This is a genomic window from Chryseobacterium lactis (assembly GCF_003815875.1).
Lineage (GTDB): Bacteria > Bacteroidota > Bacteroidia > Flavobacteriales > Weeksellaceae > Chryseobacterium > Chryseobacterium lactis.
Window position 1 is genome coordinate 584,284 of record NZ_CP033924.1, and the last position, 15,874, is coordinate 600,157.

8 protein-coding genes are annotated in these 15,874 nt (G+C 37.5%); all 8 read right to left on the reverse strand.

Annotated features, from left to right (window positions below; all coding sequences use genetic code 11):
- Positions 1-167 precede the first annotated feature (167 nt).
- Positions 168-5,009: a fibronectin type III domain-containing protein gene (locus EG342_RS02555; RefSeq protein WP_103291850.1), complete on the reverse strand. Its 4,842-nt coding sequence runs from the start codon at positions 5,007-5,009 to the stop codon at positions 168-170.
- 287 nt (positions 5,010-5,296) lie between these two features.
- On the reverse strand, positions 5,297-8,329 hold the full coding sequence (locus EG342_RS02560; protein WP_103291849.1) for a reprolysin-like metallopeptidase: 3,033 nt from the start codon (positions 8,327-8,329) through the stop codon (positions 5,297-5,299).
- A gap of 179 nt (positions 8,330-8,508) precedes the next feature.
- Entirely contained in the window at positions 8,509-9,174 is a 666-nt protein-coding gene (locus EG342_RS02565; RefSeq protein WP_103291848.1) for a DUF6048 family protein, read from the reverse strand.
- Positions 9,140-9,625 carry a hypothetical protein gene (locus EG342_RS02570; RefSeq protein WP_103291847.1) on the reverse strand — a complete coding sequence of 162 codons (486 nt, stop codon included), beginning with the start codon at positions 9,623-9,625 and terminating at the stop codon, positions 9,140-9,142. The genes EG342_RS02565 and EG342_RS02570 overlap by 35 nt, the downstream gene beginning before the upstream one ends.
- Positions 9,626-9,691: 66 nt before the next feature.
- Positions 9,692-11,098 carry a 23S rRNA (uracil(1939)-C(5))-methyltransferase RlmD gene (rlmD, locus tag EG342_RS02575; protein ID WP_103292158.1) on the reverse strand — a complete coding sequence of 469 codons (1,407 nt, stop codon included), beginning with the start codon at positions 11,096-11,098 and terminating at the stop codon, positions 9,692-9,694.
- Positions 11,099-11,207: 109 nt separating this feature from the next.
- Positions 11,208-12,749: a TlpA family protein disulfide reductase gene (locus EG342_RS02580; RefSeq protein WP_103291846.1), complete on the reverse strand. Its 1,542-nt coding sequence runs from the start codon at positions 12,747-12,749 to the stop codon at positions 11,208-11,210.
- 309 nt (positions 12,750-13,058) lie between these two features.
- Positions 13,059-13,826 (reverse strand): succinate dehydrogenase/fumarate reductase iron-sulfur subunit, encoded by a 768-nt coding sequence (locus tag EG342_RS02585; protein ID WP_103291845.1) that lies wholly within the window; start codon positions 13,824-13,826, stop codon positions 13,059-13,061.
- Positions 13,827-13,850: 24 nt separating this feature from the next.
- The gene (locus EG342_RS02590) at positions 13,851-15,863 is read right to left on the reverse strand and encodes a fumarate reductase/succinate dehydrogenase flavoprotein subunit (RefSeq protein ID WP_103291844.1); all 2,013 of its coding nucleotides are present in this window, start codon (positions 15,861-15,863) and stop codon (positions 13,851-13,853) included.
- Positions 15,864-15,874: the final 11 nt, after the last annotated feature.

Here is a 15,874-nt window from a genome sequence, read left to right on the forward strand (position 1 = left end):
TTAAAAAATCACTGAATACTTAACAACAAAACAAACAATTAATTAATAATTTAAATACAAAAGTATAGTTTAACTGAAATTTTAAACAAGTATTGAACTATTAATTAAAATAGCAAAAAAAATAAGCCTCCATTTCTGGAGGCTTATTCTATTTTAAATCGAAGTGATTATTCTTTGATAAATTTCTTCTGTGCAGTATTTCCGTTATCATCAATATCAATTACGTAAACGCCGTTAATCAATCTGCTTACATTGACCTGGTTGTTTAGTAAGATACCATCTGCGATCACCTGTCCTGCTGCATTGTAAATTTTATATTTTGCTTTTTTGCTAATATTCTTTACAAATAATATTGTAGTTACAGGGTTAGGATAAATCATGATATCAGTTTGATTTAATGGATTAGGAACTCCTTGTTTAGAAATTCTTACCGTATAATCTTCAACTTCACCGTTATTAAAGTTGGCACAGCTTACAGGAATACCATCCCTTGACATTGCAACTCTCATTACTACATATTTGTAATCCGTCATGCTTACGAAAGCATCAACCGGTACATCAAATTTCCCTGATACAGGAGATGTAGTATTTGGTGATGAAGTAAATACTCTTTCATTGATATCGAATTCTCCGTTTCTGTTGAAATCGATCCAAACTGCAATTCCTTCATTATAAGTATTACCTGTCCATTTTTTCTCAATAATGATCTCATTGTCTTTAGATCCCTGAATCATCTCAATGAATGTTTTAGGTACTCCAGTATAATCTGTATAAGTGGAAGCACCTGATGCATTTTCCATTTTAAGTTTTCCTGTTGGGATCACTGTTACTTTAGAAATATGCTCACCCGTTGAGCTTGCTGAAGCCATCTTACAATAGATTACAGTTGGTGTTGTAAAGTAGTAAGGTGGGGTATAATTTCCAGGGGTACCGTTACAGATGTTGACTACCTGCATTTCATATTTAGTAAGTTCAACAAGCCCGTTTAGCACCACATTATTAACTATTGTCGGAACTTCAGTCCAGCTTGGAATACCTACTTTTCTATATCTAAGAACATATGTTGCTCCTGGGAAAGGATCCCATTTAACCTCTGCTGAAGTTGGCAATAACTGTGTAATTGTCAATCCTGGAGGTGGAATTTCGCATATTCTTTCTGTAGTAAATACTTTAGGATTTGAATATGGATTCAGAGTAGTTTCTCCATTACACATATTGGCAATCTGAACTTCATAAGTTGTGAAAGGCTCCAAAGGAATCACACTACCCAATACATAAGTATTTGCCGGTGCAGCAGGAAGAAGGATATCAGCATTTGGCCATCCTGTAGTTCCTACTTTTCTCCATCTCATTGTATAGGTAGAGCTCGCAGCAAGAGGAGCCCATGTTACCAATGCTGTTGTTGGAGTAATATTACTGATAGAAACAGTTGGAGGAGTAGGATCACATTTTGTTGTAAACGTTCTAATAGGTGTCGCTGTTCCTATAGAAGTTCCACAGATTGCAGCAATTTCAACTTCATAAGTTGTTGCCGGAATCAATCCGTTAACTGTCAATGGCATATTTCCTAATAATGTCGAAGCATATACTTCCGTCCATGTTGTAGTTCCCTGTACTCTGTATCTTACTATATAACTCACATTACTTGTTACACCTGTCCAGGTAATAACCGCTGAGTTATGAGTACGAGTAAAGGTAGGTGGATTCGGAACAGCGTTGCTACATGGTCTGATCATTACTTTATAATCTTCAACCTCTCCATCGATTGCATTCTGACACATTACCGGAGCAGTTGTACGTTTCAGTACTACTCTCATTGTTGTTCCCAGAGCTCCGGTATAAGATCCTGATGGAACATTAAAGTTGGCTGTGACCGGTGTCGTTGTGCTTGCTGCTGAGTTAAGAATTCTTTCAGTTGTTTCAAACTGACCATTTCTGTTGAAGTCAATCCACACACTTACCGCATCATTTCCTGTAGAACCAGTCCATCCTTTTGATACCGAAATTTTATTATTTTGAGAATTATCATCTAAAGTAATAAGCGTTGCCGGCGTTGTGTAACTGATATAGTTCGTCTGAACAGAAGTATTACTCATTGGAAGTACTCCCAGGTTAGAAGAGGTAACCGTCACATTTGAAATATGGTCATTATCTCCACTTCCTACCATAGGACAATACTGCAGAGGTAATGTTCTAAATGGAACCAGACCAGAGTATGCCCCTGTACTACCATTACATATTGTTGCAACCTGAACTTCATAATCTGTTTGTTCTGTTAAAGGAACTGTAGTTGTATAAACGTTCCCTGGAGCAGGAACAACATTTACCACAACCCAGCCAGCTGCACCAGAACCTAATTTTCTATATTGAAGTTTGTACGTTGCATTCGTAGCACCTATCCATGAGAATGTAGCACTTGTATCTGTAATATTTGTTACAGTGATATTCGTTGGAGGAGCAGTTGAACATGCAGGTTGATTAATAAATTTCACAGCATAGTCTTCCACTTCACCATAATCAAACTGACCGAATGTTCCACAAGCCGTAGGAACACCACTTTGTTTCATTACAACACGCATACGTGTAGGAAGAGTTCCACTATAAACAGCTCCAGCCGCAGTAGGCATTATAAATGTTGCTGTCACAGGAGTTGTTGTACTACTTGAAGTATCCAATACTTTTTCTGACACTTCAAAAACACCGTTTCTGTTAAAATCAATCCAAGCAACTACTCCGTAAGAAGAGGTAGAACCTGGCCAGAATTTGGTGATTGTAATTTTATTTCCTGTAGAGTTTCTCAACAATGTAACTACTCTGGTAGGATCAGCCGAATAATCTTTATAAACATCATATCCGGAATCGCTTACCATTAGCGGACCATTTGTAGGAGCCACTACTACTTTGCTGATATATCCACTTGATGTGGTATTTACCGGAGTATTATTACAATAAGTCAACGTTGGAGTTGTAAAGGTACCGATAGGTGAAAAAGCACCTTGCGTTCCATTACATTTAGTTGCTATCTGATACTCATACTGAGTTCCATCTGTTAAGTTATTAATCGTAGCACTACCGGTAAGCGGAGTGGTGATATTGATCGTTTGCCATCCCGCAGCACCTGAACCTACCACTCTATATTGTAAAACATACGTAGCTCCCACTGCAGGCATCCAGCTTACAATAGCTGAACTTGATGTGATATTACTCACGGCAATGTTTGTAGGAGGCGCAGTAGAACAAGGTAGTAAATCAACCCCTGTAAGCATCAGCCTTGGGATATCAGAATATCTGCTTGATGATGTTGGAGGGGAAGTAGGATCAGGGTTAGTTGTATCGTTATAATACAATATTCCTCTGTTTGACCCTGCATTATAAGATCCCCATGTTGCAGCACTTGTGCTATATCCTGGCGAGTTTTCATCCACTGCAACGACAAGATTACTTACACCGTCCCATACGAAAGGTGTTGCCAGAGGGATGGTAATCCAGGTACCGGCAGTCATTGTAGGAAGTGTCCCACTGTAAACCTGGGTTAAATTCCCTGCAGGCACCCAGTCTGTTGTAGTTGTAAAGCTGGTTTTAGGTGTATTTCCTAAATAAACAACCCATTCATTATATGATGTCTGAGGGGTCTGAGGGGCAGCAACATAAAATTTCACTGCTGTAATCAATAGAGAAGTTCCTAATACGGCACCTACTTCAGCAGCTGTATAAAGCTGTTGAGAATAGTTAAAACCATAATAAGAATATACAGGAAGGTTACTTGTTGTCCCTGTACCTGTACCAATCTGTCCCGGAGTAAATGAAGACCCAGCTACCCAAGGTGTTTTATCAGTAGGACTACACACTGCTCTTACCCACCAGTAGTAGGTAGTTCCTGCAGTAAGAGGAGACAAAGTTGTAGAAGTACCTGTAACCGGAGTTCCTACGGTAGCAGCCGTCGGAGCAGTATTTGTAGCACTGTAATACACCTCATATCCTTGTGCAGGTGCAGGTGTAGGAGCAGTCCAATTGACTACCGCACTCGTTAAAGTTACTGTACCTACAGTTAAAGCTGCACCGCCTGCCATAGGCATACAGGTAGGTGGTGTAGTAAATGTAATTGGTCCTGTCCATGGACTTTGGTCCGTTGCACTACATCTCGCTCTTACCCAAACATAATAAGTTGAGTTGGGAGTTAAAGGAGATAAATTAGCCGTAGTACCTGTCACACCTGATTGAGAAGGTACTGTTGCTGCTGTAGGCGCAGTGTTTGTCGTACTGTAATATATATCATAACCTCCTGCTGGTACAGGAGTATAAGCAGTCCAGTTAAGTACTGCACTTGTTGCTGTTATTGCTCCGGTAGATATTGTTCCACCAGGAGGCATCGCTAAACATGTTGGAGGAGTACCAAAAGTTAACTGAACATTTGGTCTGTTACCGTTTACCGTACCATTTCCTGTAGGAGCTGTGGTATCTGTCTCATAATACATATGGCTTGATGCCGCTGTAGAATATTTAAAAGCAGCTCCGTTAAGTCCGGATCCACCGCCACCGCCACCATAATTGGTTTCGACTAAAACCATAAGGTTATCCGTTCCGTTATAGTTGTAAGGAAGTTGTAACTGGAAGGTATTCCAACCCACTGCTAAACTTGTTACGTTAGCACTATATACTAAAGTAGCCCCAGTTGTCACTGTGGCCCAATTCTGTGCTGTAATAGTTGTGGTTGCAGCTGGTACGGATTTTAAATAAATTTTAACAGGAAAGGTAATATTCATGGTCGCTGTAGCTTCCCACCCTACGGATAAGATGCTTCCACCACCAGGAGTATTTATTTCTGCAGCAGTATAAAGCGATGCAGAACGTTGAAATCCGTAGTAAGGAGTCAACGGGTATCTTTGAGTACTTGTTCCTGTACCAATTGAAACTGTTTGTGCTTGTAGGAACAGCCCGAAGACCATACATAGCAATGTTATGAGCCCCCTTATAGGTCGGCCCATTTTACAGAGTAAAAGTCCACTCATATTTTAAAAAATTTAATGTTGATAACAATAAGTAATTCTAGTATTTCCTAATTTTTGATGTTCGAATATAATTCTTGAAACATCACCTTTACAGATAATCTGCATTAAAAAGAATAATTTTATCTCATACGCTAATATTTTAATATTTACACAAATCTAATCATTTTTTCATTGTAATACATTTGTTAAAATGATTTTTTTTAAAAAAATTCACGATAATCTTATATATGATTAAAAATAAAAAATCCCCGAAAAACTTCGGGGATTTAACTTTATGAACAAATAGGTTACTTTTTGATAAATTTAGACTTGAACAGTTCTTGTCCTTTTTCTTCAATAGTAATTATATATCCACCTTTCACTAAGGCTGAAACATTAACCTTTCCATTGTTAATATTTCCGCTATTGATCAGCTGACCTGTAGCTCCATAAATCTTGTAGGTTGCTTTATCCGAAACCTTTGTTATGTTTAATACATCAGTAGCCGGGTTTGGATATAACTGGATACCATTGTTAGACTTGGTAATATCAGATGTTGCGAGATTCTGTGAAATCACTACATTGTAATCTTCAATTTCTCCGTAATCGAAAAGATCTCCACACACATAATCAGCAGGCAATGATAACCCTACGTTTACGTTATTAGTACCTGCACCAACAAATACTGCAACTACTCTCATTCTTAGAGGCTGTCCTTCTACTGCATTAGCTGGAATTGTAACTGTTCCGCTCACTACAGTTGATGGTTGTGTTTGTGTTATAGGATAATCCAATACTCTTTCTGATTCGCTGAAAACACCATCTTTGTTAAAGTCGATAAATGCAACCACAGCATCATAATCAGCAACATCAGGGTTACCAACTGTTACAGAGATAGGATATGAAGTTCCTTTTGTTAAATTAACCTGAAGCGCTGTATTGGTTGTATAGTTTGTATAAGTACTACTTGCTGAATTGTTGTTTATGTTGGCAAGCGTTACATTTGCGATATATTCAAAACTTGCAGAACCTGTAGAAGCCGTACAATAAGGCATTATCGGTGTAGCAAAATTTACTGATGCAGAGTAAGTGCCAATTGTTGTACCACAAACCAACGCAACCTGAACTTCATACGTTGTATCATCTATTAAGTTGCTTACGTTAATTGAAGGAACTGTTGTATCAACTTCTGTCCATGAAGTGGTTCCTACTTTTCTATAACGTACTTTATAAGTTGCGCCAGTATAAGACATCCATGATATACTTGCTGTAGAAACAGTGATATTACTTACCGCTACATTGGTAGGAGCAGCACTACTACATGCAGAAAGAGGCGCTATTGTAACCGGTCCCACTGCGTAGAAAACATTTCCTATTGAAGAAATTCTTACTTTAATAGTCTGTCCGTTCAATGAAGAAGGGAAAGTAAAGTTTTCAGATCCATCGTTAGGTGTTGAAGCGGATAGTAAAGTCCAGTTAACTCCATTATCGGTAGTATACTCAATCTTTACATTGGCAACATTATAAGGTGCTGCATTTGTATTCGCTACAATCCACTGAATTGGAGTTGGCGTATTCACATCAGCATATTGATTAGCTAATCTGAAAGGTCCGTTATCTCCTACAACAATTGTCTGAACTTTAAAAGCTGATTGTTGTTGTTGAATGTTTGCATTATTATCTCTTACCGTAACAGCAAAGTTTGTAGTTCTTGCTTTAGTTGATACTGCTTCCCATGTATTGTTTGCATTATTTAATACTCCATTCATTACAGATTCAAATTTCGGGAAGTATCTTGTTGGACTTGTAGTCGGAGAAAGAGATCTGAATGAAGCCCCTGATGTTGTATTTCCTAAGTTAAACTTATCAATAGAAAGTGCCGCATCATCAACCTCTTCCCAAGTATAAGTTAGCGGATCGTTTTCAGGATCTGTAGCAGAAGCCGTTAAAACAAAAGCCGTTCCCTTAGGTATATTATACGTCGGAAGCTCAGCAATTGATGGCGGATTATTTGTAATTGCAGTTTCTACATCACAAGTTTTAGCAATCAGGTTAGCCTGAACCTGGCTAATACTTGCTTTATGGAAATATGGGTTAGAATTAGCCTGAACATCTGTATTAGGTCCTGTAATACCAGCATATCCCATAATAGTAGATCCCGAACCTGGTTCCATATTCACTCCGCTTCCCTCAATATTATGAGAGAAAGTATGATTACCTCCTAACTGATGTCCCATTTCATGGGCAACATAATCTATATCAAAAGTATCACCTTGTGGTATTCCGTTTGCCGGAGAAGTAAATCCTGAACCTTTTCCTTTAGGAACATTGGTTGTTGGATTAACACACACACATCCGATACATCCTGCATTTCCTCCACCTCCGGATCTCCCGAATAAATGGCCGATATCATAATTGGTATTCCCAACATTAGCAGTTAAAGCACCTTGTAATTCTGTATTCCATGCTCCGGCAACCCCAGCTTGCGGACCTGAATATGGATCTGTAGCAGAATTGGTGTAGATTACCGCCGGAAAATTCTGTAAATTCAAGTGTAATGCAAAATCTTTTTCAAAAACTCCGTTTACTCTACTTAAAGTAGCATTCATTGCAACCAATGCAGGAGCTCTTTTCTCATCATCCGTAGCCGTAGCAGGCACACCCGCCAGCGTCATAAAATACTGAGTATATTCTCCTGTAACCGAAAGCGCCAATCTCATTGTTCTGAATTTCTTATCAGAACTCTTAGCAAAGGTCGTTGGCTGATTTGAAAATGACTGTCCTTTTTGCAACAAATCATCTATTTGCTTTTTCGCAGCAGGAGATTCTTCTGTAGAACATAAGAAAGAGTCACGATTCTTTCTTGTTTTTGGGTGAATAGCATATACTGTTTTATCAGCAGAAGCAGGTTCAATAAATTCATATTTATCACCATTAATAACCATAGACTGGAAATCATTTGGAGCTAAACTGAATCTCAAATACTTTGTAGGATCATCAATACTTGCTCCCACGTACGATCCCAAATCATACTTATCTGCCAGTTCTTTTACAACAACCGGAAAACTGTATACATTAAATCTTTCAATCTTCCCATTCATTGAAGGAAGAGAGATCACTACAGGTTTGGCATTTGGTCCCATTTCCTGTGCATTCTTCAATTGAGATCTTAGTAAGTCCAGGTCTAACTTATAGTACCCGTTACCTCTTACGCTAGATCCATCTACTTTTAATCCTGTGCTTCTTTTGTTACTGTCTCCTTTAAAGGAAGTGGGCGTCCATTGTCCGAACGCTGCTCCCCCTACAAAAGTTACCAGTAAGGCAGTAAATAGTCTTTTCATAAATTAAAACATAATTATAATTCCGCCAAATATAACTATTTTACGAATTATATAAATGAAATAATGTTATATTTTTCAAAAACTTACACCAAATAAACATATTTATTAAAAAAAATACAAACTTTAGAATATTCTGAAGTTTGTATTTTACATATCGCCAAAGGCAATAATTTATATTTCTAAAATTTATAAGCAATATTCCATGCAAATCCCATATTGAACTTCGAAGAACTTCTTCCAAACCCGGGAACAATCATAGGGGTGATATCATCCTGCTTAGAAGTATATACCATATACCGAGGCTGAAGATTTACATCAATATAAAAATTGGAACTGAATAGCTGAACTCTTCCGCCTAAAGTACCTTCTAACCAAAAGGAAGATTGCGAGGACGATGGAAAAGCCACAGAAGAATTACTCCCACCAAATCCACGCACCGGAATTGACATGTATTCCTGATTATAAAATGATCCGGCTACTTTTCCACCTGCATAAAATCCGTTAAATTCATTCTCTGCATCTTTTGCCAGCATATAGAAAGCTCCTAATTTAACAAAAGGACCATTCGCTTTAGCATCATAGCCGTTCTTCTGATATACATTTTTTTCAAAACCGGCTTCTGCAATGACGTGAACATTTTCTTTAAGCTTTGAGGAAATAAACCCCTGGTACACTTTTCTGTCAGAGAAAAAAGAAACACCGGCATTAAGGGCATCGAAACCAACCATAAAATTGGGTTCATATTTCCAATGCGCCTTTTCCTTTTTCACTTCTTTTTTTTCCTGTGCCCAACTTAGTATTCCTAAGACACTAAAAAAAAAGGAAAAGATTAGTCTTGTTTTCATTCTCTATCTGATTTAATCCGTTTTCCAGTTTTTTTACCGGATTAGGAGTTAATAATTCTGAACTTAAATTTTCGTAATTTTTTTTAATACCACATCCAGGCGAAACATAAATAGCTTTTGTTGTATAACTCACCCTTACCTTTGATTGTGGCCCTTTAATTCTGTTTTTAAAATAAATATCAGTATAAGGGGCATCATCAACACGCAAAGGGATCAATCTTGATGTATTATTGGCAGTCACTCCTAAATCTACAAGGGCACCCGTACCGTAATCTACACTCACATATAGTGAATCTAACGTCATTACCTTACCGTCAGCATCTTTAAAGGCAATTCCCAGTCTGGGAGTACCTTCCCCGCTTTCACAGATATCGTCATCTCCTCCACATGAAGAAAGCACTCCTAAAAAACAAGTCAGTATGAGGAATTTAAAATATTTCTTTACGTTCATATTTTTATTTTGTCATGTGAAACCAACATTTCATATTAATATTTTGGATCTTCAAATGTAAATAAATTATTTTTTAACCAGCAAGGCAATATTTTCCACATGGTGAGTTTGCGGGAACATATCTACCGGTAATATTTTCACCAAAGTATAATGATCTTTCATTAAAGCAAGATCCCTTGCCTGTGTTGCTGAATTACAGCTTACATATACCACTTTTTCCGGAGCAAGTTTTAGGATTTGCTCTACTACTTTCTGATGCATTCCGTCTCTTGGCGGATCGGTAATCAATACATCTGCTTTTGGATGGTTTTCCATAAATTCATCGTTAAAGACATTTTTCATATCTCCACAATAGAAAGTTGTATTCGTAAGTCCGTTTAATTCTGCATGTTCAATAGCCGCATCAATAGCTTCCTGTACAGATTCAATACCGATTACCTGCTTGGCATTTCTGGCTACATATTGAGCAATTGTTCCTGTGCCGGTATATAGGTCATAAACAACTTCATCACCTTTCAGATCTGCAAATTCCAATGTTTTTCTATATAACTCTAAAGCTTGCTTATAATTGGTTTGGAAGAACGATTTCGGTCCTATTTTAAACTTCAGTCCATCCATTTCTTCCATCAGGTAACCTTCGCCGAAGTATATCTCAATGTCGAGATCATAAATAGAATCATTAGATTTCGGATTGATGGCGTATACTAAAGTTTTAATCTGAGGAAACTTCTCTAATAAATACTCAAAAAGCTTTTCTCTGTTTTCTTTTTCTTCTCTGTACAATTGAAAAAGAACCATCCATTCACCCATAGAGTTTTGTCTCATCATTAAGGTTCTTAAGAAACCTTCATGATTTCTTACATCAAAGAAATCAAGGCCATTTTTAACGGCATATTCTTTTACGGCAAGTCTTATTGCGTTAGACGGATCTTCCTGAAGGAAACATTCTTTAAGGTCAAGAATTTTACTCCACATTCCGGGAATATGAAACCCTAAGGCATCTTTGCTGCCAAAATTTTCTTCGGAACTGATTTCATATTGAGTCAGCCATCTTGCATTAGAGAATGAAAACTCCATTTTATTTCTATAAAAATATTGTTCTTCAGAACCCAGGATAGAAACGGTTTCAAAATCCTCAATTCCTCCAATTCTTTTAATATTATTATATACTTCTTCCTGTTTAAAATCAAGCTGCTTTTCGTAGCTCATATTTTGCCATTTGCATCCACCACAAGTTCCGAAATGCACACATCTGGGTTCCACTCTGAAGGGAGACCTTACCAACACCTCTGTTGCTTCTCCTTCAAAATATTTTGATTTCGCTTTTTTCACTCTGACATTTACCACATCCCCCGGAATAGCACCCGAAACCAGCACCGTTTTACCATCTTCTGTCTTTCCTATGGCTACTCCTTTTGCTCCTGCCGTTAACAGCTTAATATTTTCAAGAGTAATATTTTTCTTCTTTCTCATTCTACAATTTCTATTTTTTCTAAATATGGAACCTTTCAGTTCCATTTTGCAAAAATACAATAAAAAAAACCTTATCCGAAGATAAGGTTTCCAACTATATTAAAGTTTATTATTTTGTTTGAGCCGGCTGAGGAGCAGTTGGCTGTGGAGCCTGTTGTTGTGCAGAAGGATCTATCTGCATCTGAGGCTGCATTTGTTCATTTGGATTTACTTTTGGAGCTGAAAGCCCTGTTAATTGATCCAAAGTAGTTACCACTTCCATTTCGCCAAGATTTACAAAAGATCTGCTGGCAATTTTACCATTTTTATCTACCACTACAAAGCAAGGTAATTTAAACCCATATACTCCGTATTTTTTAGCAATTTCAGATTCCATACCTTTTTCTCCGTAAACATTCACTCCCTGGATACCTTTTAATAAAGAATTGCTTGTTTTTACAAACTGATCTTTTGTATCATCTACATTCACGAATACAAAGTTCATTTTAGACTTGTAGAAATTTACAACTTCTTTTAAAACCGGTACTGTAGCTTCTCCGATGTAAGGATTCCATGAAGCGTAGAAAAATATCATGTAAGGTTTTCCTTTGTTTTCTGAAAGCTTGTACGCTTTTCCATCTTGTTTTACCAGAGGTGCTTCCGGAGCATCCTCTCCAATCTTAAGACCTGTAATAGCTACCTGCATTTTTAAAAGATCACTTTTAATCGTAGCATCCTTAATATCTGTATCAATAATTTTTTTGATTTTATCGATATTTTTAGCAGGGCTTGTAGGATGGATATCTGCCTGAGCCATTACAAAAGCCAAAAGATAATCTTTAGCTGTTTGTGAAAGGTCTTTTTTAGTTTTCAAATATTGAGCAAACATCTCTGAAGTTGTAACATCAGTTTTTCCTTTACTGTTTGCTTCTGCATATTTTTGAAAATCAGGAGTCATTTTTACAAGCAAATATTGTCTGTAAAGCGGAATTGATTTTACCATCGCATCTTTATCATCATCCAATTTTGTTTCATAATCTTTAAAAGCCTTAGAAGCTTTGTAAGAAGGGTTTCCAGACATTGGCCCGTGCGACATTTCGTAATTGGCAAGTAAGTTAAGGATAGTTACCTTAACATCATTTTTCTTCCATGCTAAAAGTCCTTTGCTAGGGTTATTCTTTTGTGCCAGCTCATCAACATTTTTGTTGATATCTGCTTCAACTTTATGCATTCCTTTCAAAAACGCAGCTTCGTCTCCACCCATCAATGCACCCAGGTTAACTTTACCAGCATATGTTGCTAAAAACTTTTGGCTCGCAGAAAGAAAATCATTGTTTTTCTTGGCATCACCGGTAATAACATATTCGTTAGGGAAAGTAGCTCCATTTCCTGAGATATTAACCTTTTGTCCTTTTTCAAGATAGATCAGGTTTTGTTTGCTTGCATAGTTGATGACATACATCCCATCTTTAGGTGCATCAAAACTACCTGAAAAATTACCGTCTTTATCTAAACCAATATTAATTAAAGGTAAGGTTCCCACTCCTGAAGCTTCTACAAACTCAATTCTTTCTAATGGGGAACTTCCAGTAATTTTTCCTTTTACTTCTACTTTTTTTGAACAAGACATCACGAAAATCGCGATGATAAACAATAAAAGATATTTTTTCATTTCAATTTTTAATATTACACAAAAATAAGCTTTTTAGGGCTTCTTAATTCACACTGGTTATTTTTTTTAAAAAATTTATTACAGCCGATCAAAAGGGACATTCCAAATACTTTATCATCCAATTTTTTATCTGCTAAAAATAGCTGAAATGTATTTTCCACGATGATTCAACCGCCCTCCAAATATATACTTATTAAATAAAGAATGCCTAAAAAAGACGAATAAGTTAACAAACTTTAACAGGAAATCTTATGTATAAAAAAAATCGCCCCCGAAATGGAGGCGATTTTTTATGTATTTGAATCAATTCTATCCTTGATCTACAAGAGCAGCCATGTATTCTCTGTTCATTCTTGCGATATTCTCAAGAGAAATACCTTTAGGACACTCAATTTCACAAGCTCCGGTATTTGAACAGTTTCCGAATCCTTCTTCGTCCATTGCCTTCACCATATTCAGTACTCTTCTTTTCGCTTCTACTCTACCTTGAGGTAACAGAGCAAACTGAGAAACTTTAGCTCCAACGAATAACATTGCAGATCCGTTTTTACAAGTTGCTACACAAGCTCCACATCCGATACAAGCAGCAGCATCCATTGCTTTGTCTGCATCTTCTTTAGGAACCGGAATTGCGTTAGCATCCAATGTATTTCCTGAAGTATTCACAGAAATGAAACCACCTGCAGCCATTACTCTGTCGAATGCGCTTCTGTCTACCATTAAGTCTTTAATAACAGGGAAAGCAGCACTTCTCCAAGGTTCAATAACGATTGTTTCACCGTCTTTGAACATTCTCATGTGAAGCTGGCAAGTTGTAATACCAGTATCCGGACCGTGAGCTCTACCATTGATGTAAAGAGAACACATTCCGCAGATTCCTTCACGACAGTCGTGGTCGAAAGCAATTGGTTCTTTTCCTTCGTTAATTAAATTTTCGTTCAGGATGTCCAACATCTCCAAAAATGAAGAGTCTGTAGAAACATCTGATATTTTATAGGTCTCAAACTGACCTTTAGTTTTACTATTTTTTTGTCTCCAAATTTTCAGCGTAAGATGTAAGCCTTTTTTTGCACTCATAATGTTATATTTATAGGTTGGAGATTATTTATAACTTCTAGTTTTAACCTCGATGTTGTCATATATCAGTTCTTCTTTATGCAATACTTCCGCATTGATATTTTCTCCCTGATATTCCCAAGCTCCGACGTATTTGAAGTTTACGTCGTCTCTTTCCGCCTCTCCATCCGGAGTTGCATGATCCCAACGAAAATGCCCACCACAAGATTCTTCTCTGTTGAGTGCATCGATAGCCATTAATTGTCCTAATTCAAGGAAGTCTGCTACTCTGAATGCTTTTTCAAGCTCAGTGTTCATCCCGTCTCCTTCACCAGGTACTTTTACATTTTTCCAGAAATTGTTTCTTACTTCTTCAATTTCTTTGATCGCTTCTTTTAATCCTTCAGGAGTTCTTCCCATTCCCACCTTATTCCACATAATGTGTCCTAATTGCTTGTGGAAATGATCTACGGAATGCGTTCCTTTATTATTTAAGAAGAAATCAACTTTATCTTTAATTCCTTTTTCAGCTTCGTCAAACGCAGTTGAATTAGTAGGAATTTCTCCTGTTCTGATATCTGAAGAAAGGTAATCTGCAATCGTGTAAGGAAGTACGAAATACCCGTCAGCAAGACCTTGCATCAATGCAGAAGCTCCCAATCTGTTGGCTCCGTGGTCAGAGAAGTTAGCTTCTCCGATTACGAAACATCCAGGGATTGTAGACTGAAGGTTATAATCAACCCATACACCACCCATTGTATAGTGAACTGCAGGATAGATCTTCATTGGAGTTTTGTAAGGATCATCAGCAGTAATTTTCTCGTACATTACGAATAAGTTACCGTATTTCTCCTCAACCCAGCTCTTCCCTAAGTCATACAACTGCTGATCTGTTGGATTATGAATATGTTTTTCAATAGCGGCTTCTTTACCTTTTTTCATGATCTCTGTAGAGAAATCAAGGTATACCCCTTCCTGAGTATCATTATTTTCGATTCCGTATCCGGCATCACATCTTTCCTTAGCTGCTCTTGAAGCAACGTCTCTAGGTACAAGGTTACCAAATGCAGGATATCTTCTTTCTAAATAATAATCTCTATCTTCTTCTTTAATATTTTCAGGTCTTAATTTACCTTCTCTGATGGCTACTGAATCTTCAATCTTTTTAGGAACCCAGATTCTTCCGGAGTTTCTTAATGATTCAGACATCAGGGTTAATTTAGACTGCTGAGTTCCGTGAACCGGAATACAAGTCGGGTGAATCTGTACGTAGCAAGGGTTTGCAAAGTACGCTCCTTTTTTGTGGATTTTCCAAGCTGCAGAAACGTTTGATCCCATTGCGTTGGTAGAAAGGAAATACACGTTTCCGTATCCTCCTGAAGCAATCACAACCGCGTGAGCAGAGTGTCTTTCAATTTCACCTGTTACAAGGTTTCTTGCGATAATCCCTCTTGCTTTTCCGTCAACAATTACAAGGTCAAGCATTTCATGACGGTTATACATCTTGATTCTTCCTTTACCGATCTGACGGCTCATTGAAGAATATGCACCTAGCAGTAGCTGTTGTCCGGTTTGTCCTTTCGCATAGAAAGTTCTTTTTACCTGAACTCCACCAAATGAACGGTTATCCAACTGACCGCCGTAATCTCTACCAAAAGGAACTCCCTGAGAAACACACTGGTCAATAATATTTGCAGAAACTTCAGCTAATCTGTAAACGTTGGCCTCTCTTGCTCTATAGTCACCACCTTTAATGGTATCATAGAATAATCTGTAAGTAGAGTCACCGTCTCCCTGGTAATTCTTAGCGGCGTTGATACCTCCCTGAGCTGCAATAGAGTGAGCTCTTCTTGGAGAATCCTGGTAACAGAACGCTTTTACGTTGTATCCTTGCTCAGCTAATGTAGCTGCTGCAGAACCTCCTGCCAAACCTGTACCTACAACAATAATATCAATCTTATCTCTGTTGTTTGGTGCAACAAGGTTCATATGGTCTTTATGATTTTTCCACTTATCCTTTAAAGGACCTGCTGGAATTTTTGAATCTAATTTACTCATACTAGTGTATT

Excerpts from the sequence above, each read along its gene's own strand:
- EG342_RS02555 (WP_103291850.1), bottom strand. The coding sequence starts at position 5,009 with ATGAGTGGACTTTTACTCTGTAAAATGGGCCGACCTATAAGGGGGCTC.
- EG342_RS02560 (WP_103291849.1), bottom strand. The coding sequence starts at position 8,329 with ATGAAAAGACTATTTACTGCCTTACTGGTAACTTTTGTAGGGGGAGCA.
- EG342_RS02565 (WP_103291848.1), bottom strand. The coding sequence starts at position 9,174 with ATGAAAACAAGACTAATCTTTTCCTTTTTTTTTAGTGTCTTAGGAATA.
- EG342_RS02570 (WP_103291847.1), bottom strand. The coding sequence starts at position 9,625 with ATGAACGTAAAGAAATATTTTAAATTCCTCATACTGACTTGTTTTTTA.
- rlmD (WP_103292158.1), bottom strand. The coding sequence starts at position 11,098 with ATGAGAAAGAAGAAAAATATTACTCTTGAAAATATTAAGCTGTTAACG.
- EG342_RS02580 (WP_103291846.1), bottom strand. The coding sequence starts at position 12,749 with ATGAAAAAATATCTTTTATTGTTTATCATCGCGATTTTCGTGATGTCT.
- EG342_RS02585 (WP_103291845.1), bottom strand. The coding sequence starts at position 13,826 with ATGAGTGCAAAAAAAGGCTTACATCTTACGCTGAAAATTTGGAGACAA.
- EG342_RS02590 (WP_103291844.1), bottom strand. The coding sequence starts at position 15,863 with ATGAGTAAATTAGATTCAAAAATTCCAGCAGGTCCTTTAAAGGATAAG.